The 19629-nt window shown below is 62.8% G+C and carries 17 protein-coding genes, 1 tRNA gene and 2 pseudogenes; 13 read left to right on the top strand and 7 right to left on the bottom strand.

Annotated features, from left to right (window positions below):
- Positions 1-361: 361 nt before the first annotated feature.
- The 3 genes from AB3L03_RS23190 to AB3L03_RS23180 all read left to right on the top strand — a co-directional run bounded on the left by AB3L03_RS23190 (position 362) and on the right by AB3L03_RS23180 (position 1871).
- On the top strand, positions 362-1270 hold the full coding sequence (locus AB3L03_RS23190) for a 4-hydroxy-tetrahydrodipicolinate synthase (RefSeq protein WP_204512334.1): 909 nt from the start codon (positions 362-364) through the stop codon (positions 1268-1270).
- 178 nt (positions 1271-1448) lie between these two features.
- A complete protein-coding gene (locus tag AB3L03_RS23185; protein WP_166517545.1) occupies positions 1449-1595 on the top strand; it encodes a hypothetical protein in 147 nt (48 codons plus the stop codon).
- A 96-nt stretch (positions 1596-1691) separates the two neighbouring features.
- Positions 1692-1871 (top strand): hypothetical protein, encoded by a 180-nt coding sequence (locus tag AB3L03_RS23180; protein ID WP_007596684.1) that lies wholly within the window; start codon positions 1692-1694, stop codon positions 1869-1871.
- 131 nt (positions 1872-2002) lie between these two features.
- Here the strand turns inward: AB3L03_RS23180 and AB3L03_RS23175 are convergent, their stop codons facing one another.
- Together AB3L03_RS23175 and AB3L03_RS23170 are read right to left on the bottom strand one after the other, a co-directional pair.
- Complete coding sequence (locus AB3L03_RS23175; protein WP_007596685.1) at positions 2003-2680, bottom strand: ParA family protein; 678 nt, start codon at positions 2678-2680, stop codon at positions 2003-2005.
- A gap of 459 nt (positions 2681-3139) precedes the next feature.
- On the bottom strand, positions 3140-3514 hold the full coding sequence (locus tag AB3L03_RS23170) for a hypothetical protein (protein WP_085348773.1): 375 nt from the start codon (positions 3512-3514) through the stop codon (positions 3140-3142).
- A 323-nt stretch (positions 3515-3837) separates the two neighbouring features.
- Between AB3L03_RS23170 and AB3L03_RS23165 the strand changes: the two genes are divergently transcribed.
- The 5 genes from AB3L03_RS23165 to AB3L03_RS23145 all read left to right on the top strand — a co-directional run bounded on the left by AB3L03_RS23165 (position 3838) and on the right by AB3L03_RS23145 (position 8404).
- Positions 3838-5004, top strand: coding sequence for a CaiB/BaiF CoA transferase family protein (locus AB3L03_RS23165; RefSeq protein ID WP_368507092.1), 1167 nt, complete (start codon positions 3838-3840; stop codon positions 5002-5004).
- Complete coding sequence (locus AB3L03_RS23160; protein WP_368507091.1) at positions 5001-5930, top strand: CoA ester lyase; 930 nt, start codon at positions 5001-5003, stop codon at positions 5928-5930. The genes AB3L03_RS23165 and AB3L03_RS23160 overlap by 4 nt, the downstream gene beginning before the upstream one ends.
- A 6-nt stretch (positions 5931-5936) precedes the next feature.
- Positions 5937-6875 (top strand): AEC family transporter, encoded by a 939-nt coding sequence (locus AB3L03_RS23155; protein ID WP_247296200.1) that lies wholly within the window; start codon positions 5937-5939, stop codon positions 6873-6875.
- Positions 6876-7112: 237 nt separating this feature from the next.
- Entirely contained in the window at positions 7113-8183 is a 1071-nt protein-coding gene (locus AB3L03_RS23150) for a hypothetical protein (protein WP_085354353.1), read from the top strand.
- 47 nt (positions 8184-8230) lie between these two features.
- Positions 8231-8404 (top strand): hypothetical protein, encoded by a 174-nt coding sequence (locus tag AB3L03_RS23145; protein ID WP_368507090.1) that lies wholly within the window; start codon positions 8231-8233, stop codon positions 8402-8404.
- On the opposite strand, the gene tenA is transcribed toward AB3L03_RS23145, so the two are convergent.
- Complete coding sequence (gene tenA, locus AB3L03_RS23140) at positions 8398-9072, bottom strand: thiaminase II (protein ID WP_368507089.1); 675 nt, start codon at positions 9070-9072, stop codon at positions 8398-8400. The genes AB3L03_RS23145 and tenA overlap by 7 nt on opposite strands.
- A 489-nt stretch (positions 9073-9561) precedes the next feature.
- Here tenA and AB3L03_RS23135 point away from each other — a divergent pair, with 489 nt between their 5' ends.
- Positions 9562-9966, top strand: a complete 405-nt coding sequence (locus tag AB3L03_RS23135; protein WP_368507088.1) for a nuclear transport factor 2 family protein — start codon at positions 9562-9564, stop codon at positions 9964-9966.
- A 211-nt stretch (positions 9967-10177) separates the two neighbouring features.
- Positions 10178-11062, top strand: coding sequence for a hypothetical protein (locus AB3L03_RS23130; RefSeq protein ID WP_368507087.1), 885 nt, complete (start codon positions 10178-10180; stop codon positions 11060-11062).
- 211 nt (positions 11063-11273) lie between these two features.
- On the opposite strand, the gene AB3L03_RS23125 is transcribed toward AB3L03_RS23130, so the two are convergent.
- The 3 genes from AB3L03_RS23125 to AB3L03_RS23115 form a co-directional block, all read right to left on the bottom strand.
- On the bottom strand, positions 11274-12482 hold the full coding sequence (locus AB3L03_RS23125) for a hypothetical protein (protein ID WP_368507086.1): 1209 nt from the start codon (positions 12480-12482) through the stop codon (positions 11274-11276).
- A gap of 324 nt (positions 12483-12806) precedes the next feature.
- Positions 12807-12883 (bottom strand) — tRNA-His (locus AB3L03_RS23120).
- Positions 12884-13076: 193 nt separating this feature from the next.
- Positions 13077-13508: a phasin gene (locus AB3L03_RS23115; RefSeq protein ID WP_368507085.1), complete on the bottom strand. Its 432-nt coding sequence runs from the start codon at positions 13506-13508 to the stop codon at positions 13077-13079.
- Between the two features lie 526 nt (positions 13509-14034).
- On the opposite strand from AB3L03_RS23115, the pseudogene AB3L03_RS23110 reads away from it, so the two are divergent.
- Together AB3L03_RS23110 and AB3L03_RS23105 are read left to right on the top strand one after the other, a co-directional pair.
- Positions 14035-17450: pseudogene (locus AB3L03_RS23110) on the top strand (PAS domain-containing protein).
- Positions 17451-17635: 185 nt separating this feature from the next.
- Entirely contained in the window at positions 17636-18805 is a 1170-nt protein-coding gene (locus AB3L03_RS23105; RefSeq protein ID WP_018453571.1) for an AI-2E family transporter, read from the top strand.
- A gap of 90 nt (positions 18806-18895) precedes the next feature.
- Here the strand turns inward: AB3L03_RS23105 and AB3L03_RS23100 are convergent.
- Positions 18896-19042 (bottom strand): annotated as a pseudogene (locus AB3L03_RS23100) (acetyl-CoA C-acyltransferase); the annotation flags it as partial.
- Positions 19043-19132: 90 nt separating this feature from the next.
- Here AB3L03_RS23100 and AB3L03_RS23095 point away from each other — a divergent pair.
- Positions 19133-19627, top strand: a complete 495-nt coding sequence (locus tag AB3L03_RS23095) for an MAPEG family protein (RefSeq protein WP_143273320.1) — start codon at positions 19133-19135, stop codon at positions 19625-19627.
- Positions 19628-19629: the final 2 nt, after the last annotated feature.

Here is a 19629-nt window from a genome sequence, read left to right as displayed (position 1 = left end):
CCTCCAGTGGCGCGGGAGTTCAGTAATCCCTCTTGGAAGGTGATTGTGTCGGCCTCACGTGGCCAATACCTTAAGCCGGGCTCGATCGAGCCCGGCTTTTTTTGGCAAATCCGGCCATCGCCCTCCGCGTGTATTGACAGTTCCATGCTTACCCCGCATCATTTGCGAATGATCACGAAGTCGTGCGCAATCTCTTCGCAGGCAGTCGCCTCGAAAAAAGGCCCCCATCTGGGGACCTCGGATTTTTGCGCGCGCTAACAGCCTTCGTCATCGCGAGCCGAAACTTCGAAAACCCCGCCGCCTGGACGGGGTTTTTTTCATGTGCCCCGTCTCAGGATTTTTCCCGAGAAGGAGATGGAACATGACCGGACTACAGGAACAATTGCACGGGCTCTGGCTGCCGCTGATAACGCCGTTTCGCGACGGCGCTCTCGACGAGAGGTCGCTGCGCCGGCTGACACGGCATTACAGCGGGCAGGCCGTCGACGGCTTCATCCTGGGGGCGACCTCCGGTGAAGGCATGACGCTGCGCGAAGCCGAACTCGAACGCCTCGTCGCCATCGTGCGCGACGAGCTGACCACCGGCCACAGCAAGCTTCCGATCTGCCTCGGACTTTCAGGCGCGGACACCTCGCGGCTGAAGGAGCGTCTCGACGAGACCGCGGACTGGCCGATCGACGGTTATCTGATCGCGAGCCCGTATTATGTGCGGCCCTCGCAGCGCGGCCTTCTGGCGCATTTCGAGGCGCTCGCCGATCACGCCGCCTGGCCGCTCGCGCTCTACAACATCCCCTATCGCACCTCGGTCAACATCACCAACCAGACGCTGCTGCGGCTTGCCGGGCATCCGAACATCATCGGCCTGAAGGATTGCGGCGCAAGCCGCGAGCAATCCATCGCGCTGCTGCGCGACAGGCCTGCGGACTTTCGCGTGCTGACCGGCGAGGATGCGAATTATTTCGAGGCGCTCAGCGACGGCGCCGATGGCGGCATCGTGCTGTCAGCCCATCTCGAGACCGCGACGTTCGCGGCTGTCCATGCCGAGCTGAAGCGCGGCAATCACGATGCAGCGCTGGCGCGCTGGCAGGAGGTCGCGGACCTGACGCGCCTGTTGTTCACCGAGCCCAGTCCCGCGCCGGCAAAATACTGGCTGTGGCGCACGGGTTTGATCGACAGCCCCGAAGTGCGCCTGCCGATGGTCGAGATCGGCAGCGAACTCGCAGTCCAGCTCGACCGCGAGATCGAACGGCGGATGCAAGTCGCGGCGTAGCTGATAGCCCCTCACCCCACCCTCTCCCCGTAAGAACGGGGAGAGGGTGTGATAGAGCGTGCGCGTGGTTAACCCCGCCCCAACGGCCTTCGCTGCTGCCGCATGGCGCATCCACGGCTCGTTTACGCAATCGCGCCTATCGTCTTCATTCAAAGTCTTTTCAAATGGGGGAATGATCATGGGGCAACGCATCCGCCCGACGGCGGCAGACATGTTCGCGTCGGCTGATTTCTTGCGGGGAATTGTGGTGGTGTCGTCGTTCGGCTTCTGGGCGGTGATGCTCGGCCTGATGCCGGTGCTGGTGTTTCGAGTCTGGCTGGCGTGATGCCAGCGCGCCGCGATGGTTAACTCGTGGTAGCAGCTGTGTTCAAAAGCGCGCGAAACTGCGACCCGGAATTTTAAAATATCCCGTGTAGCGTTCATGCCCATAAGCGAAGAAATCGCGGGGGCGTTTGTGAATAGTCATAACGAGATGGCGTCGCATTACGACGCTGGACAGCAGGGCTTTACCACCGAGGACATTCTCTGGGCCGCCGGCATCTGGTCGGTGATCCTCACTCTGTCGCCGGTGATCGTGTTCTACATGCTGATGGTGGCGTAACTTCCATCCACTTTCTTGAGCACGATCTTATCGGAAAACCGCTTCACACTTTTCCGGATCGTGCTCGCCCGAAAAACGCAAAACGCGCGGAGGTCCGCGCGTTTTTCGTCCGGGGAATGGATTTATGAAAATTACGCCGCCTGCTTGTGCATTGCGCCGGACGCCGACGCCGTGCCGCGAATAGCCTTCACCGAACGTTCGATCGCCGCCCACAGCCTTGCGATTTCCTGCGCCGCACGGCTCTCGGCCTGATATTCCCGCGCGCCCTCGCCGTGGCTCAGCGCCATCAGCAGATCCGAACGGTTGGTGATCTGGCCGCCCCACACCGGAGCACGGAACTTCGCCAACGCCTCGCGGGCGATGGTGACGATCGGGCTTTCGGACTCGTCGCGGCGCGCCGGCGCACCGTTGAGCACGACCGCGTAGGGCTTGCGCGCCGCACGGCACATCTGGATGGTTTCCTGCACCGCGTTGACGTCGAACACGCCGGGACGGGCAGGAATCACCACCATGGTGGCATTGCGGATGGCGTCGTCGACGACGGCCGACAGGTTTGGCGGCGTGTCGATCAACACCCATTCATAACCGTCGCGCTTGGCCGCGGAGACGATGCCGCTGACCGAGTTCACCGCGGACTTGATCGGCGGCTCGTTGGTGCCACGCAGCTTGTGCCACAGCGTGAGCGAGCCTTGCGGATCGGCATCGACGAGCAGGATCGGCTTGGTCGCCTTGATCTGCGCGGCGAGATGCGCGGCCAGGGTACTCTTGCCTGAGCCACCTTTACGCGATGCAAAAACAATAACGTTCATACCTCTGCCTCCAGATTGACCCCAGGCGGCGAAAATGAATCACCGCGGTGATTCGGGAAAGAAAAATTTATCATAAGTTATGCTGGCGCCATGAAATAACAAAGCGCGTTGGCTTTTGAGTCACACTACTGCGTGCGACGACGGCTGCGAGCTGCATCGCAACACCTTTCGCGCCAGCAATCGTGCGTTTTTTGAGCAGCCTTGGCAGGACGAAGCGGAATGCAACCTCGCCGCGCAATCCGTTTCGCTAGCCGTTTCCATCCCGCCTTATCGCAAGCGTCCGCACGCGGAGGCGAACAAAGGAGTCCGGTGGCTGGTGTGGGGCTGATGCCTGGGTCAGTTTGACTCAAGGGGCGAGCGAACGAGGGCCGCGACACGCAAATGCCCGGGACTTCAAACGCACTGCGCGCTGTGGCCCGGGCATGATCGAGTTTCAAAAAGGGAACGCGGCGCCCGCGCTCAGCCTTCGCTGGCTTTCTTCTTCTTGGCCGGCTTGGTGCTCTTCTTCGCCGTCCGGGCCGAGCTCCTGGGCGCGATGCTGGTCGGCTTGCCGGCGCGGGGCGCGGCCGCCATGCCCGGCTCCGGTCCAGGCCGGAAGAAGGCCCGGCACTGCGGCGAGAGCTGCGACTTCTTCTGGATCATGCAGGCGGTGATGGCGTCGACGTTCGGAACGAACTCGCCGCACAGCCGCATCGCATCCGGCGTGCAGGCCTGCTGCTCCTCCTGGGAGTAGGCAAAGCCTTCACCCGGCTGGATCAGGACGGCCAGGGCGATCCCCGTGATCGCGGCAGCCGTGTATGTCTTCACGGATTTCTTAAAGCGGAACGCCGGCATCGATCCCCCCAAATGTCGAGTCGGAGGCGATAGTGGGTGAACGGGGGTTCGTTGGCAACCGAGGGGAGATGCGAAAGGCGGGACGTGTGCGGTCTCGGCAACAGGGACCCCCAAAAACAAAAACCGCGAAAACAACCCCATGCACAGTAGCCAAGTCCATGTGGCGATTGAACTTTGCGGATCGCATTTTTGCGGATTTTACGAAATAGATTTGACTCGTCGGGCAAAACAGGAGCATGATGCCATCATCACAGAACGTGCGTGGGGTGGTCGGCTTGTCTCCTGCGCTGGACAAAAGCGTGAGCGGGAGCGGAGACGATTGCATGGAGCGACATGAGGCGGAGCTGCCGCTGTCGGGCGTGACGGTGGTCTCGCTCGAGCAGGCGATCGCGGCTCCTCTGGCCAGCCGGCATCTTGCGGACTGGGGCGCGCGCGTCATCAAGATCGAGCGGCCGGGCGATGGCGATTTCTGCCGCGACTACGATCACGTGATGAACGGGATGTCGAGCCAGTTCGTCTGGACCAACAGGTCGAAGGAAAGCCTCGCCATCGACATCAAGAGCCCTGATGGCCAGAAGGTGCTCGAGGCCCTGCTGCCGCAGGCCGACGTCTTCATCCAGAACCTGGCGCCCGGTGCGGCGGAGCGGCTGGGCCTCGATGCCGCTTCGCTCCTGCGGAAGTTTCCCCGGATCATCGCCTGCGACGTGTCGGGCTATGGCGCGGGCGGTCCCTACAGCGACAAGAAGGCTTACGATCTCCTGGTGCAGTGCGAGGCCGGCGTCCTCGCCATCAACGGCACCGAGGCGGAGCCTGCCAAGGTCGGGCTTTCGGTGGTCGATATCGCCACCGGCATGTACATCCTCAACGGCGTGCTGATGGCGCTGTATCGCCGCGAGCGCACCGGCAAGGGCACCGCCTTCCAGGCCTCGCTGTTCGATTCCATCACGGACTGGATGAGCCATCCCGCCTTCTACACGCAGAGTACGGGCCGGCCGCTGCCGCGAACCGGGGCAAGGCACGCAACGATAGCGCCGTATGGCCCGTTCCGCGTCGGAGACGGCAACACGATTTTCTTCGGCATCCAGAACGACCGGGAATGGCGATCGCTGTGCGCCGTCGTGCTTGGCGAGGCGGCCCTTGCCGACCACCCCCGCTTCCGCAGCAATCCGCTGCGCATGCAGAACAGAGACGATCTGCAGGTCCATATCGAGCAGCGTTTTGCAGCGATGACCAGTGACGAGGTGCTGCGGCTGCTCGACGAGGCCTCGATCGCCAACGCGCATCTGAATTCGGTCGAGGCGTTCCTGGAGCACGAGCAGCTCCGCGCCCGCTCCCGGGTGCAAACGGTGGGCACTCGTTGCGGCCCGGTGATGAGCTTCCTGCCGGCTCTCACCATTCCGGGCCTGTCGCCGCGGATGGATCCGGTGCCTGACGTCGGGCAGCACAACCAATCCATCCTCAGCGAGCTCGGTCTCGCAAAGGAAACATGACGATGGCGCCTCAGCGGCCGACGCGGGTCTATCTGGCCGTTCCCGCGCATCGCTCCCGTCTCGTCGCCAAGGCGGCTGCCTCGGCCGCGGATGCGGTGTTCATGGACCTCGAGGACGCCGTGCCGCCCTCCGAGAAGAGCGCGGCGCTGGAGGAAGCTGCGCGGGCGCTGTCCTCGCTGGATTGGGGCAACAAGGTCGTCGCGGTCAGGCTCAACGCCGTCGACAGCCCCTTCATCGCGCAGGAAATCCGCAAGCTCGCCGCACTGCCCCGGCTGGACTCGGTGATCGTGCCGAAGGCGGAGCGCCCGAGCGACATCGCCGCCATTGCCGATCAGCTGCGTGCGGCCGCGCCCGATCGCCCCTCGCCTGTTGCGCTCGAACTGCTGATCGAGACCGCGCTGGGTCTCGTCAATGTCGACGCGCTCGCCGCCGCGCACGACAGCGTCGCGGCCCTTCATCTCGGTGTCGGCGATTTCGCGGCGTCGATCGGCGCCCGCTCCTCGGAAATCGGCGCATCGCCGGACGGCTACCGCCACGTCGGCTCCGCCCAGAGCGGCTATGCCTCCGCGCCGCTCGACCTGTTCGCCTATCCGATGATGCGCCTGCTGGTGGCCGCGCGCGCGTTCGGCCTGCGCGCCATCGACGGTCCGTGCGGCGCGTTCCGGGATGGCAGACTGACGGAAAGCAGCGCGCTCAAGGCGGCTGCGATGGGTTTTGACGGCAAGCAGGTGATCCATCCCGACCAGATCGAGCCGACGCTGCGGGCGTTCGTCCCGTCCGACACCGAGCTCGCGCACGCGCGGCGGGTGGTCGCGGCCATGGAGCACGCCGAGGCGCAGGGCCAGGGCGCGGTGACGCTCGACGGCAAGATGATCGACTATGCCAATGTGCGGATGGCGCGCCGGATCATCGAGATGGGGTCGTAGCGGCGCATGACCACGGTGCTGATCGTCGCGCCGGTGTTTGCGCTGATCGCGGCCGGCTATGCCGCGGTGCTGTTTCGCTTCGTCTCGGAGACCGCGCACAAGGGCATCAGCGAATTCGCCTTCAGCATCGCGATTCCCGCGCTGCTGTTCCGCACCATCGTCGTCTCGGAATTTTCCGGCGTCAGCCCGTGGCGGATGTGGGGCGCCTATTACGGCGCGCTCGCGCTGACCTGGATCGCGGCGCTCCTGCTCTCGGCGCTGCTGCGGCAGCGGCGCGAGGACCGCGAGGACGGCGTCGTGTTCGCGATCGGCTCGGTCTACGGCAACATCGTGATGCTCGGCATTCCCCTGACGCTCTCGGCGCTCGGCAATGAGGCGGCAGGCCCGATGGCGCTGATCCTGTCGGTGAACACGCCGCTGCTCTGGCTCTGCGGCACGCTGCAGATGGAGCTGGTCGACCGCAAGCAGACCGCCTCTGCCGCGTCGCTGATCCTGCCGGTGCTGCGCGATCTCGCCCGCAACCCGATCATGCTCGCGATCGGCTTCGGCCTCGTCTGGCGCCTCACCGGCCTCGGCCTGCATCCCGTCGTCGACCGGACCGTTGAGCTGCTGGCGCAGGCGGGATCGCCGGCGGCGCTGATCGCGCTCGGCATCAATCTGTTCAGGTTCGAGGTCAAGGGCGAGATGTTGAGCGTGGTCGTGATGAGCGCGCTCAAACTGCTGGCGATGCCGGCGGCCGCCTTCGCGCTGGCAAGGATGCTCGACCTGCCGCCACTCGCGGCCGGCGTCGTCGTGCTGTTTGCGGCGATGCCGACCGGCGCCAATGCGTATATCTTCGCGGTACAGTATCAGCGGCTGGTGAACCCGGTATCGGGCGCGGTGGCGCTGGGCACGCTGCTGGCGGCTGTGACGTTGCCGGTGGTGGTGTGGGTGGTGGCGAGGTGAGGCAGGCTGTGCGCGATAACTCGCTTGGAGCAAAACTTCTTTGATGTCATCCAGCTGTTGGCATCGAACGCAATCCGCATATCAGCGTTCGTGGCGACACCTTGTCGTCGCTGTCCAAAGCTGTGTGATCTGCGTGGAACCCCTGACAGCACACGCGTGATAAATCCATTTCGGCGCATTGAACCGGTCGAAACGCTCAACTGACCAAAAAGAGATCTGCAATAAAGGAGCAGTTCCATGGGCATTCCCAAAGATGGGACGGTTTCGGTCCGCATCACATGCGTTGGTCACGCCAGCCGACGCTGGAGAGGTGCCCGCACGAAGGCGGCGGCGTCCGCACTGAATCAGCGCCTGTCGGAATTCAGGGCGAAAACGATCTTCGACCAGGTCGATCCCATCGTCAAAATGCAGCTGCCGGGATTGCCCGTCGCGCTTGGCCAAAAGGCAGTCGGGAGCACGGAACCGTTTCCGACGGCCGGCGAAGATAACGCCGCCATCGATCGCAGTGTCGTCCTCATGGTCGACCTGGTTTGGACAGGTACGGGCGGTTACAAGAAGGTGCACCGTCCGCCTCGGCTTGTTTATGCGCCGAGCACCTTCTGGGAGATGAAAATTGCAGCGCTCTTTGGTGCCTCGGGTATCGGCGTCAAATCGAGCTTGCTCCGCGTGAAGATCAAGAACTTGAGTACAGGGCGCGAACTTTCGCTTTTTGGGCCGATTATCGGCGGTGATCTGACCATCGGAGCCGGCATGTTCAAGAAGGTGCCCAAGGTGTCGCCCGTGAGCTTCGACAAGTTCGATCCCAAACAATTGCGGGATGCGCAAGTGGGCAAGCCGGTCGTGTTCACGACACCGCTCATGGACTTCGACGACTGGATCAACGGATCGGAAGGCCAGCTCGTGCGGGTCGTTCACGGTCATCTTAAAACCGGCGTGACCAAGTCGCAGACCAGCTTTCTCCAGTTCGTCAGCGTCGATACTCATCCCGGCTCATTGGTCTTCGATCTGAAGGCGCTCGGTTTCTCGTTGGGTATTCCCGAGGTATCCAATCAGGTGCAATCCGGAACACTCAAAGCCGAAAATCATCCGTCAGACCAGTATCTCGTCGACACACCTGATGACGTCGTTCCTGTCCAAGTCGCACAGCACCGCAGCGAAGGCCTTCTGATCAGCTTCCCAACTGAAAAACATCACTGGACGGATTTGAGTTCGAGCCAGCAAGAGGAAGTGAAGCGATTTGTGTTGAACAGAACGGCAGCCATTCGCGCTTTGTCTGACTTCAAGGATGTGGTCGCCCCGACGCCGTGATGGGGCGGGTAGCTGGCAGACTGATTTCCCGACGGAGCTGTGGCTTCGTGCTTCGAGGGGGCGAGAAGCCGAGCATCCTGGCGGGATGCGCGCTCGAGCCACTGCAGGTGCCGACCTGCGCGAATACGTACATCTTCGCGGTGCAGTATCAGCGGCGGGTGAACCCGGTGTCGGTTGCGGTGGCGCCGGGCACGCTGCTGGCCGGCCGAAAGAGTTATTGAACGCGCTGGCCCGCGCGCCAGGCCATCTCCCAGAAGTCTGCCTCGAGTCGGGTGGCTTCCTTGAAGATCGCCATCAGCTCTGCCTCGCGCGCCGGCGTGGCGTAGAGATCGGCCAGATGCTCCATATGCGCCCGCGCCTTGGCAGCGACCTCCTGGTACGGCGCGCCGGCGTACTCGGCGATCCAGACGCGATAGGCGTTCGTCGCGGCGTGCGCGAGGGGTAGCGAGGCGAGCCGCGTTGCGATCTCCGCGTACCCGATCACGCAGGGGGCAAGCGCCACCTTGAGTGCCAGCAGATCGCCGCGCATTCCCGCGTCGAGCACGTAGCGTGTATAGGCCAGCATCTCGGCCGCCGGCGGGGCCTGTTCAAGGTCGGCCGGGGACAGACCCCAATCGGCGCAGAGCTTCACATGCAGGTTCATCTCGACATCGAGGATCGCCGACAGGCCGGCGGCGGCTTCACGCATGTCGGCAAGTCGGGGCGACTTGTAGACCGCGAGCGCGTAGGCGCGAGCGAACTCGATGAGGAACAAGTAGTCTTGAACGAGATAGTGACGAAACGCCGCTTCGGGGAGCGAGCCGTCTGCCAATCCGTTCGTGAAGGGATGCTCGGTGTAAGCCCGCCACTCAACGGATGCTGCTGTCTTGAGACGCTCGAAGAAGCTCACGATCTTTTTTGCCCGGCTTGCTTGTCGGTAAACGTCTTTGGTTCGCTACCGATAGCGCATTGCCGACCGAGGAGCTACGGTGACCGCGCACAAATACTGGCTTTGAGCGGCGTTGCGGACACTCCCCGCGTCGAGAGCTTTGTGCACTGTCACCGTAATGCTGGAGAGTGCGCCGCACCAATGCCCAAATACCCAATCAGCGCAGGCCCAGGAACGAGAGCACCACACCAATCACGACGACGAGTCCGACCAGATAGATAATACCGTTCATGTCTCAGCTCCTCAGCGTTGTCAGTCCTGCCGCAACACAAACACCCAAGGTCGTGAAAAGGTTCGGCGTGGCCCCACGCCGTTTTCTCCTGAAATCGGGGAACGAAAGCGAACGCCCCTGCTTCGTGGCGTGCTGAGCCCTCCCCCTCATCTCGATGATTTTGCGTTTACACGCAAAGGTCGATAGGCTGCACCGATACGTCCTGCAGGGAGGGTGACATGGGACAGCGTGAAGAGATGCTGGCATTGATCAGACGCGCTTACGCCGCACGCGACGGCGGTGACGCCGAGGGCTTGGTGACAGCCTTTCATCCCGAAGGTCTGTTCACCCTGATGGGCGACAAGAGCGCCCTCGAACTGACAGGGAGTATGCAGGGGCACCCGACCCTGCGTGGGGCCTTCAGTAGATTGATTGAGGAATTCGGCTTCGAAGGTCGCCAAATCCTGGCCGAGCTGGTCGACGGAGATCGCGTCGCCGTTCATTCCCGCGTCGTCGTTCGACACCGCCCGACCGGGCAGGCTTCCAGCACCGAGATCCTGGACCTGTTCAGATTTCAGGACGGCAAGATCGTCGAGCTGATTGAATTTGCGGACACTGCACAGATCAAGGCGATGATCTCCTGAGGGGGATGAGGTTGGATTGTATCGTCCTCGCGCAGGGATAGACGCCCGGGCATCCGTGATATGCGCGTTAGAACTGCCGGCGATGCCGGCGGCTGCGTTCGTGCTAGCCAAGCTGCTCGGTTTGGCTCAGGTCGCGGCCGGCCTGGATCGTGCTGTCGCCGCAAACCGGATAATTTGCTTTTGCTTCCTTCATTTCTATAGGACGGAATTCATGACGTTGATCGTGGGCTATGCGAATGAAGAAATCGGCTTTCTAGTGGGGGAGACTCTTTTAACTCCTCTATTGGAGGTGAAAGGTAATCCGATCGGGCCAGTGAGTGGCGAGTTTCACGGCCTAAAGATACAGATCATCGACGATAACACGGCCGTTGCGTTTGCATCATCAAATGCAGCTGATGCGGCACTCACACTGATTGGCCAGCTTGCACAAGAACTCGTGCAGAACGCAAAATTCGACCCGGCGACCCGACTGGCTGAGCGTCACGCCGAACTCTTAGCCTCAAAAAAAAGCGATCCACCAGACTGTGAGTTTCTCGTGCTCCGGATTGATGGTGATCGCAAACGCCTTGCACACATCACAGACGGCGTCCTCAAATATGTTGAACGAGCCTATATTGGCGACCCTGCCCAATATAGGAGACTTTTAGAGCTGAAGAAGCCATACGTCGGCCCGAAACAGCAGACGACAGTGCACTTAGACGGCACAACAACAATCGAATCCATCGTGAACAGTGCAGGACTAGTAGAATTCGTAGAAATCGGATTGGCGCTTCAAGCGCTGGTGGAGCAGCGACGAGGTGAGGGAATCGGCGCGATTGCCGGGAATATCATCCGAGTCGTGGACGCGAGAATCTCTCGTAAGCTGGAATACCTACAGACGCACGAAGCGAGTATTACGCAGGCAGAGGGAAAGGCGGGCTATTCGCTCTTAGCATCCAATTCAGGGAAGCGCGGAGTTGGTATCTACTACGTTGCAGGCAAAGTTGGGTTCGTTATGATTGCTGGAGATACGGAACCATGCCGTAAGCTGCCAGCGGAAACGATGGATGAATTTAAGCAATTTGCGAAAAGCCAATTCGATCTAAATCTCTGTTAGCCGTTTAAGGTTGAGGCATCATGATTTAGTCAGGTGCGCGATCATCAATCCTGCTTAAGAATCGCGTGATGCCATCTAGTTGGGCTGTATTTTCGGGCATTCTATGCAAGTGCCTAGGCGATCGCTCTATTCTTTTCCCGGAGGAGAGCTTCGAGATTACCGGGGACTTCCAGACCGCGTCCGGCTCGTGCGATTATCCACCACGCGGATCCTAGGACGCCTGTGCAGGAACGTCCTTCTTTTTGTCCGCTCGTAACAAGTCAACCTCTTTTTGAATCACGCGGCGACACATTGAACGTAAGCGGCTGAGAAGCGTGCGCTCGTGAGCATTCAAGCGATGCTTACCCCGGTGGACTATCTGGGATCGAACATCATAAATGTCGCTGAACGTTTTATAGAGATCCTCACGCTCCTCTTGGCTTGATCCGATCAAGTACGCACATCTGTTTCGAAGTAGCTCATTGAGCCCAATTTCTTTTGAGGCAGCTTTGTCTCCGAGCAAAATTTCCAGGACCACCATGGCTTGGATAAAGGGCAGAAGTGGATCTGAGCCTGTTGCGCTGTCAAAATACCATTGCGACGCAAGCATTATTGGCTCGGCGCGTTTGCCCGCCGCGATGACCTGAGCCATTTCCTCTAGGATACGCGGACACCAATGAACTCGTTTTTCTGGCGTGTTGACTAAGTCGCCCATTTCGAGTTTTTCGAGGCCCCAGCTTATCCTATCGTCGAGCTCCAGTTTTCGCTCCGCTCGCCAATTCCCTTCGTTATCCTTGCGATGGACGAAGTAGCCATATTTCGGAGGGTAAACCGGATAACTTGAGTTGACTTGAAAGAGCCGTAGCGCAAGGCCGAGACCGCAGACGGAGCGTATAAATCGACGCGCCTCTAGGTCAGGGGCTGAACCTCCATACGGACCAATAAATCCTTCGACGTCCCGCTGGATGTGCACTGCATTTTCTTCCCAAGTCAGCGGCCCCGTAAGAAGCGAAGACAGTAACCCGCCTCCGAAGCGCTGCGCTTTGTCCGCATCTTCCTGCACGTGCAGCGGAAGTAAATCAGACAAGTCTTTCGAGGTACGCACCAAGCGTGAGGAAGTCGTCTCGAACGTCCATTGATTTCTCTCGTCGGGCAGACATCCCCATAGCGCCTTCGGTAACGGGCACGTTGTCCTGTATTGGTTGGGTAGAGTTTCAAATTGACCAATAAGCCGCGCTGTGACCGCAGCGGAATTTTCATAGCCAGCGACTTCAACTAGTTTCTTTCGAGCCGGCTCTTTCTCATATTCGGCGCTTTGTAGCTCGATCGCGAGCGTGTCCAAGATGAACTCGACCAATGGATAGTCGTCGACATACGCCAGCAGGGCGTCGTGGATCGGCCCACGTTGAGGCAGCGCCTCGTCCGCCATTAAAAGCAACATGACGCCTCCTGATGCTCGTCTAAGGAATTTGCCGTGATCCATCTCGATCAACGGGAGCGCACGCGCGACAATCTCCGCAATTTCTAGCTTTTGCGTTTGGATGAAGGTCGATGGCCACAGCTCTTCCCCGCGGGTGATTTCGAGAATGGTACACGCGGGAGTTTATTTGGGACGGGAGAGACGCGCAGGAGGCGCAGTTATGCAAGGGGAAATTTTGGAGATTCAGTGTACATTCCACTTGCGCTGACATGTTTCGCCCTCTCAGACGACGCAAATAGAAGTGTCTATCAATGAGATTCTGACAATGAGGGCCGTCCGCGCCGCTGGTACAGTTGGGTGGGCTCGAACCACCGACCTCCTGTTCCACAGACAGGCGCTCTAACCAACTGAGCTACAACTGCATCCTTGCGAGCCGCCCGAGGGGCGCCCTTGATAGGGCCGGTCACCGAGGGGGCTGGACGGGGCGGAAACTAGGTGCAACGGGCGTTTTTGGCAAGGCCGCAACACCCTCAAAACGTCCCGCAAACGAGGTTATTTCCAAAGCAAAACCCGGGCTCTAGGCCCGGGTTTCTTAATTGAGACGGCCGCGCCAGATCAGGCGGCGGGGTAGAGCTTCGCGGCAGAGGCCTTGATCGGCTCGGCGGCGGCAGTGGCCGCGCGCTGGGTGATCTCGGCGAGCTCCCGGGCCTGGGCCTGGAAGGTTTCGAGCTGCGCCTTGGAATGGTTGGTCCACAGCGCGAACGCATCCTGCGGCGCCTTCACGCTGAACAGCTCCTGGGTGAAGTCGAGATGGGCCTTGGTGTTGGCCTTCGCGAACTCCATCAGCTTGGCGGTGTATTCGCTGACGCCCTTGTGGGCGGACGCGAACACGGCCTCGACGGTGCCGTTGTGGGTCTCGGCGGCGTCCTTGAACTTGGCGTAGTTCTCGCGGGCCTGCGACACGCCCTTTTCGGCGAACGCACGCATCTGCTCCGGAACCTCGAACGGAATGACGGAGGCGGAGAATGGATCAGTCGTACCTGTCATGCTTTGTCCCTCACACTAATGAAAAAACGGAGTGAGCCTTCAGGCGCGCCCGCCGGCCAACCGGGTGACGGGTGCGAAGACTGGAAACACAAAACGAATGATGGCTCGCCCAGCGCGGAGACCATGCCTGCCTAAGATGTCAACATTGTGCAACGCAACGGGTTTTGGGGTGCATTGCGCAAATTTAATCGCGGGGAGGATGAGGTTCCCGGGATCGGGAACCGGTGGTTGAGGTAATCAGGTGGTGCCTGAGCGCGCGCCTCGTCCTTCGAGACGACCGCTGCGCGGTCTCCTCAGGATGAGGCTGGGCGGCATGGGTATCTGCGGACGCGGGGATCTCGAAGGATGGGGATGCGAACGGGCTACGGCTTGCGGGGTCAGGGACATTAAGGTTATCGCGGCTTTAGGCCTTGGCGGCTAGGCTTCGGCCGTGGACCTGCCCGGCCCTGCGGGCGATACTAACCCTTTCTTAAGGCTGTCATTCCCGGCAGCCTGATGCGCACAAGCGGGACGCGAAGCCGGTCGGATGACGAGTTCGGATTTCCAGTTGCGAGGCGTGGGCGATCCCCGGCTGGCCGTGCACGCGACCTCGCCGCTGCCCGCCTGGCTCTGGTCGATCGACGGCACGCGCGTGCTCTGGGCCAATCCGGTCGGGGCAAGGCTGTTCGGCGCGGCCAATGCCACGGCGCTGGCGGACAGGATTTTCGGGCCCACCGACGGCCACCGCCGCCAGATCATCCGGCTTGCCGGCCGGCTGCCTCCGAACGGCGCGATCCGGCTCGAACGGCTGCGCGGCTTCGGCGCGCGGCTCGGCACGCTGATGACCTGCGCCTGCGCCCGGCTCGACTTCGCCGATGGCGGCCGCGCTGTGCTCGTCACGGCGATGGACCCCGGCTTGCGCACCATGCCGCTGGTCGAGCGGCTGCTTCGTCTGGTCGACGGCGCCAAGACGCCGATGGCGGCGTTCGCGCCCGACGGACTGTTCGTCGGCGCCAGCGAAACGGCCCGCACCCTGCTCGGCTTCCGCGATCTCACCGAGGGGGCCTCGAGCAGGCGCGCAGCGATGCGCTTCGCCAGGGCCGCGCCGAGACGCCGATCGGCATCGGCCAGATGGTGCTGCAGCGGGTCGGCAGCGGGGCCGATGTCGGCCTGGTCGCGCTGATCGAGCCTGCCGTGCAGCAGGCGGCGGCTGGGACTGATGAGGTCGAACCCGAGGCCGCTGAAGAGGTCGCGCGCGAAGAGATCGCCCGAGAAGACATCGCTCAGCATGAGGCTGCGCCGCCCGCTGCTCCAGCCGCCGTGCCGCAGGATGTGCAAGCCGCGCCGTCGCACGAGGCGCCATCAGAGATCGCGCTGTTCGACGCCTTCGCCGAGCCGGTCGACGCGCCGCAAGCAACGATCGCGCACGAACCGCCTGCAAGCGAGCCGGCGACCGAGATCGTCTCGATCCAGCAAGCCGTCGAGCAAGCGGCCGAAGCGCGCGCCGAGGTCGAACCGAAGACTCCGGTTGAAAACTCGGCCGAAGCCATGGTGTCGCCGCAGGCCGCGCCGACCGTAACCGGCATGGTCGAGCCGCCGTCGGGCCACGAAGAGCCGCCCGCACCGCGTCAGCATCCGCTGCGCTTCCTCTGGAAGGTGGATGCAGAGGGCCGCTTTGTGCTTCTCTCCGACGAATTCATCCACCTGATCGGGCCGCGCACGGCCGCCGGCTTCGACCGCCCCTGGCGCGAGATCGCCGACGCCTTCGCGCTCGACCCTGAAGGCCGCGTGGCGCAGGCGCTTGCCAGCAAGGACACCTGGGCCGGGATCACCGTGAACTGGCCGGCCGATGGCGGCGAGCATCTGCCGGTCGAGCTTGCCGGACTTCCGGTTTATGACGGCGAGCGCAATTTCGCGGGCTTCAGGGGATTTGGCGTCTGCCGCGATCTCGACGGCCTCAACCGGCTCGATGCGCTCAGGCGTTTTGAGCTTTTGGCCGAACCGGCGGCGCCGCAAAGCCTGTCCGCCGATGTGATCGAGCCGGAGCCTGAGCCAGAGCCGCCGCCTCCGCCGATCGAGCCGCCCGCACCTGAGCCCGCGCCTGAAGCCGAACTGACCGACCCCACAACCGACGCGAATTCACATCCAACCGATCCGGAAACGCCAGTGGAAACGCCTCCCAATGTCCTGCCGTTCCGAGCGCCCGGCGACACGCGATCGCCGACGCTGACGCCGGTCGAGAACAGCGCGTTCAACGAGCTCGCCCGCCAATTGTCCGAGCGCCTCGAACGCGACAAGGAAACCATCGCGGCATCGTCCGAGCCGCCGGATGCCGAGATCACGCCTGAGGCGCCGACGCCGGAGCCCGAGCCTGAGACGCCGCACGCGCCGGCCGAATGGCTGACCGCGCCCGCGCCGCCCGCGCACGGCCACAGCCCGCGCGACCGCGCGCTGCTCGACCTGCTGCCGACCGGCATCCTGATCTATCGGCTCGACCGCCTGCTCTACGCCAACCCCGCGTTTCTCGCGCGCATGGGCTATGCCAGCCTGAGCGCACTTGAGAACGCCGGCGGGCTAGATGCACTCTATGTCGAGCCCGGCGTGTCCGCGGCCAGCAGCACGTCGCAAGCCGGCACGCCGGTCACGATCAGCGCGACGCTCGCCAATGGCGAAGCGCCGCTGCCGACCACCGAGGCGCATCTGCACGCGATCGACTGGGACGGCGAGAGCGCGCATGCGCTGATCTGCGCGCTGCCGCAGGCAGCGCCCGCTGCGCCCGTCATCGCCGAGACCGTCACCGCCGAGACCATTGTCCCCGAGACCTTCCCCACCGCGCCGGAGCCCGACGCCGGCGAGGCGGCCGCGGAAGATCTCGCCGCGATCCTCGACACCACGGCCGAGGGCATCGTGATGTTCGATGCCGAAGGCAACATCCACGCCTGCAACCGCAGCGCCGAGGCGCTGTTCGGCTATGACGGCGAGACGCTGATGCAGCAGAATCTGGTGACGCTGTTCGCGCCGGAGAGCCAGCATGTCGTGATCGACTATCTGGAAAACCTCAAGAGCCAGGACATCGCGAGCCTGCTCGACCACGGCCGCGAGGTGCTGGGGCGCGAGAAGAAGGGCGGCGTCATTCCGCTCGCGATGATCATGGGCCGCACCCGGCCCGACGGCCCGAACTTCTTCGCCGTGTTCCGCGACCTCTCGCACAGCAAGCAGGGCGAGAGCGAGCTGACGCAGGTGCGACGTCTGGTCGACGGCGCGGCCAATGCCAAGGCGGACATGCTGGCGCGGATCAGCCACGAGATCCGCACGCCGCTCAACGCCATCATCGGCTTTTCGGAGGTGATGATCTCGGAACGCTTCGGCACGCTCGGCAACGAGCGCTACGGCGAGTACATGAAGGACATCCGCGCCTCCGGCGAGCGCGTCATCGCCATCATCGACGACCTGCTCGAGCTGTCGCGGATCGAGACCGGCAAGCTCGACCTCAACTTCGCCAACCTCAACCTCAATGATCTGGTCGAGGCCTGCGTGGTCGTGATGCAGCCGCAGGCCAATCGCGAGCGCATCATCATCCGCACCTCGCTCGGCCATGCCCTGCCGCAGGTGAGCGCGGATGCGCGCGCGATGCGGCAGATCACCATGAACCTGATCTCGAACTCGATCCGGCTCGCCAGCGCCGGCGGCCAGGTCATCGTCTCGACCGCGCTCACCGACCGCGGCGAGGTCGCACTTCGCATCCGCGACACCGGTCACGGCCTCAGCGAGCGCGAAGTCGCCGCCGCGATGGAGCCGTTCCGCACGCCGCCGCCCGGCGACGCCGAAGACAGTTCGGCGCTGAGCTTGTCGCTGACCAAGGCCCTGGTCGAAGCCAACCGCGCCCGCTTCAACATCAAGAGCGCGGCGAACTCCGGCTCGCTGATCGAGGTGGTGTTCGCACCGGCACTGGCGCAGGCGTAAGCGGCGAACGCGATTTCCTGCCCGCGGTGCACGGGCGGCTTCGGCCGAGCCGCGCCCCGCGAAGGGCGCCATTGCGACTTCTTCCCGAGCGGAACCGAAGCCCCTCGTTGCGGCTTGAAGCCTGGACCCAGCGTTTCTCCTGCTGATCAGTTCGACACTGCAGCTCCCGCACCCAGCGACTTCAAATGACCGAACGAGCGAAATCCGTGGCATCGAAGCAGCGTCCGCCCAAGCGGAGCGAGGCGGCGCGGAGCGAGGGCGGCCCGACCACGACTGAGCGAAAGCCGCTGCCTACCGGCGCGGGCGCGCGCATGAACGCACGGGTCGTGCTTGCCCTTGCGCTGGTCGCACTCGCGTTGTGGACGGCGGCGGGCTTTCTGCCCGCAGTGATCTGGGCCGCGATACTCGCAACCAGCCTGTGGCCGCTCTACACCAAGTTTGCGGCACGCGTGACCTCCGGCCGCTCCAGCCTGGCCCCGCTGGTCTTCACGCTCGTCGTCGCCCTCATCCTGTTTACGCCGATGTCGCTTGCCGTCTATCAGATCGCGCAGCAAGGCGATCTGCTCGTGGGCTGGATGAAACAGGCCGGAGAGAGCGGGATCGAAGTGCCTGATTGGCTCGCCCGCCTTCCGATCGCCGCAGAGAGCATCGAGCAGTGGTGGCGCAGCAATCTTTCCGATCCCAAAGCCGCGACCGCATGGCTGAAAAGCGTCAACGCAGACAACGCATCGGAACTGTTTCGAACGTTCGGCGGACAGCTGCTTCATCGCCTGTTTCTTCTGTTCTTTTCGCTGATCGCCTTGTTCGTCTTGCTGCGCAACGGCCGGTCGATCTCGGACCGCGTGCTGGAAACCTGCGATCGGCTTTTCGGTGAGGCGGGAGAGGGTCTCGCCGAGCAAATGGTCGATGCGATCCGCGGCACCGTGAACGGTACGGTGCTGGTCGCCGCAGGCGAGGGATTATTGATCGGCGTGGCCTATTTCGTCGCGGGCGTGCCGCATGCCATCGTATTCACGATATTGACCACGGCCTTCGCCATGCTTCCGTTCGGCGCCTGGCTCGCTTTCACCGCTGCGGCGGTGGTGCTGGTCTCTGGCGGAGGCAGCGGCTTCGCAGCCGCGGGCGTCTTCTTCTGGGGCGCGATCGTCATGTTGGCCGGCGATCATTTCGTCTGGCCGACCCTGGTCGGCGACTCCGCGCGGCTGCCGTTTCTGTTCGCGTTCGTCGGGATCTTCGGAGGCTTGGCTGCCTTCGGCCTTCTGGGCTTGTTTCTCGGCCCGGTGATCATGTCGGCGTTGCTGGTGGTCTGGCGCGAGTGGGTGTTCCGACCTGTCGCGCCCGAGAAGAACGGTTGAGTTGCCGCGGGCGTATCCCCAAGCACACGCCAGAAAGCAAAAGGCACGGCGCTTGCGACGCCGTGCCTTCCGCATTCACGAGGCTCGATCTCAGCTGTAGATTTCGAACAGTCCCGCGCCGCCCTGGCCGCCGCCGATGCACATCGTCACGACGCCCCACTTCGCCTTGCGGCGCTTGCCCTCCTGGAGGATGTGGCCGGTGAGCCGCGCGCCGGTCATGCCGAACGGATGGCCGATCGGCGCTGGCGAAGGCATAAGGCGAGATCAGGCTGGGACTGGACTGGCGGCTGCCTTTACGTAGTGGCGCAACCCGCTCGGACATGTAGTATGGCCCTGCCGGAGCGGGGTACCAAATTGGACGGAATCAATCTTCACGATCCCCTCTTCGCCACCTATGTCGTTGCCGCCAGCTTGATCATCCTCAAGGCCGTGGCGATGTCGTGGCTCACCGTGGTCCGGATGGTGAGGGCCCAGGGCGGCTACCGTTCGCCGGAGGACATCAAGAAGACACCACTGAATCCCGCACCCGATCCGGCGCAGCTTCTTCCCAACGAAGATGTGGAGCGGATCCGCCGGATCCAGATGAACGATCTCGAGAGCCTGCCGTATTTCCTGGCCGCGGGCTTTCTTTATGTTCTCACAAAGCCGTCGCTGCTTCTCGCGCAATGCCTGCTCTACGGCTACGTTGCCTCACGCCTGCTGCATTTTCTCGCCTATCTCACCGGGCAAATTCACGACATTCGCGCAATGCTGTGGACCGTCGGCTCGGTCATCCTGGTCTTCATGACCGTGCGCACGCTGCTCGTTGCACTCGGCGCTTGAGG

This window comes from Bradyrhizobium lupini, from assembly GCF_040939785.1.
Taxonomy (GTDB): Bacteria; Pseudomonadota; Alphaproteobacteria; order Rhizobiales; family Xanthobacteraceae; genus Bradyrhizobium; species Bradyrhizobium canariense_D.
The sequence above is the reverse complement of the archived record's forward strand: the minus strand, read 5'-3'. Positions and strand labels throughout refer to the sequence as shown.

Coding starts and splice junctions, on each gene's coding strand:
- AB3L03_RS23190 (WP_204512334.1), top strand. CDS start 362: ATGACCGGACTACAGGAACAATTGCACGGGCTCTGGCTGCCGCTGATA.
- AB3L03_RS23185 (WP_166517545.1), top strand. CDS start 1,449: ATGGGGCAACGCATCCGCCCGACGGCGGCAGACATGTTCGCGTCGGCT.
- AB3L03_RS23180 (WP_007596684.1), top strand. CDS start 1,692: ATGCCCATAAGCGAAGAAATCGCGGGGGCGTTTGTGAATAGTCATAAC.
- AB3L03_RS23175 (WP_007596685.1), bottom strand. CDS start 2,680: ATGAACGTTATTGTTTTTGCATCGCGTAAAGGTGGCTCAGGCAAGAGT.
- AB3L03_RS23170 (WP_085348773.1), bottom strand. CDS start 3,514: ATGCCGGCGTTCCGCTTTAAGAAATCCGTGAAGACATACACGGCTGCC.
- AB3L03_RS23165 (WP_368507092.1), top strand. CDS start 3,838: ATGGAGCGACATGAGGCGGAGCTGCCGCTGTCGGGCGTGACGGTGGTC.
- AB3L03_RS23160 (WP_368507091.1), top strand. CDS start 5,001: ATGACGATGGCGCCTCAGCGGCCGACGCGGGTCTATCTGGCCGTTCCC.
- AB3L03_RS23155 (WP_247296200.1), top strand. CDS start 5,937: ATGACCACGGTGCTGATCGTCGCGCCGGTGTTTGCGCTGATCGCGGCC.
- AB3L03_RS23150 (WP_085354353.1), top strand. CDS start 7,113: ATGGGCATTCCCAAAGATGGGACGGTTTCGGTCCGCATCACATGCGTT.
- AB3L03_RS23135 (WP_368507088.1), top strand. CDS start 9,562: ATGGGACAGCGTGAAGAGATGCTGGCATTGATCAGACGCGCTTACGCC.
- AB3L03_RS23130 (WP_368507087.1), top strand. CDS start 10,178: ATGACGTTGATCGTGGGCTATGCGAATGAAGAAATCGGCTTTCTAGTG.
- AB3L03_RS23125 (WP_368507086.1), bottom strand. CDS start 12,482: ATGTTGCTTTTAATGGCGGACGAGGCGCTGCCTCAACGTGGGCCGATC.
- AB3L03_RS23115 (WP_368507085.1), bottom strand. CDS start 13,508: ATGACAGGTACGACTGATCCATTCTCCGCCTCCGTCATTCCGTTCGAG.
- AB3L03_RS23105 (WP_018453571.1), top strand. CDS start 17,636: ATGACCGAACGAGCGAAATCCGTGGCATCGAAGCAGCGTCCGCCCAAG.
- AB3L03_RS23095 (WP_143273320.1), top strand. CDS start 19,133: ATGGCCCTGCCGGAGCGGGGTACCAAATTGGACGGAATCAATCTTCAC.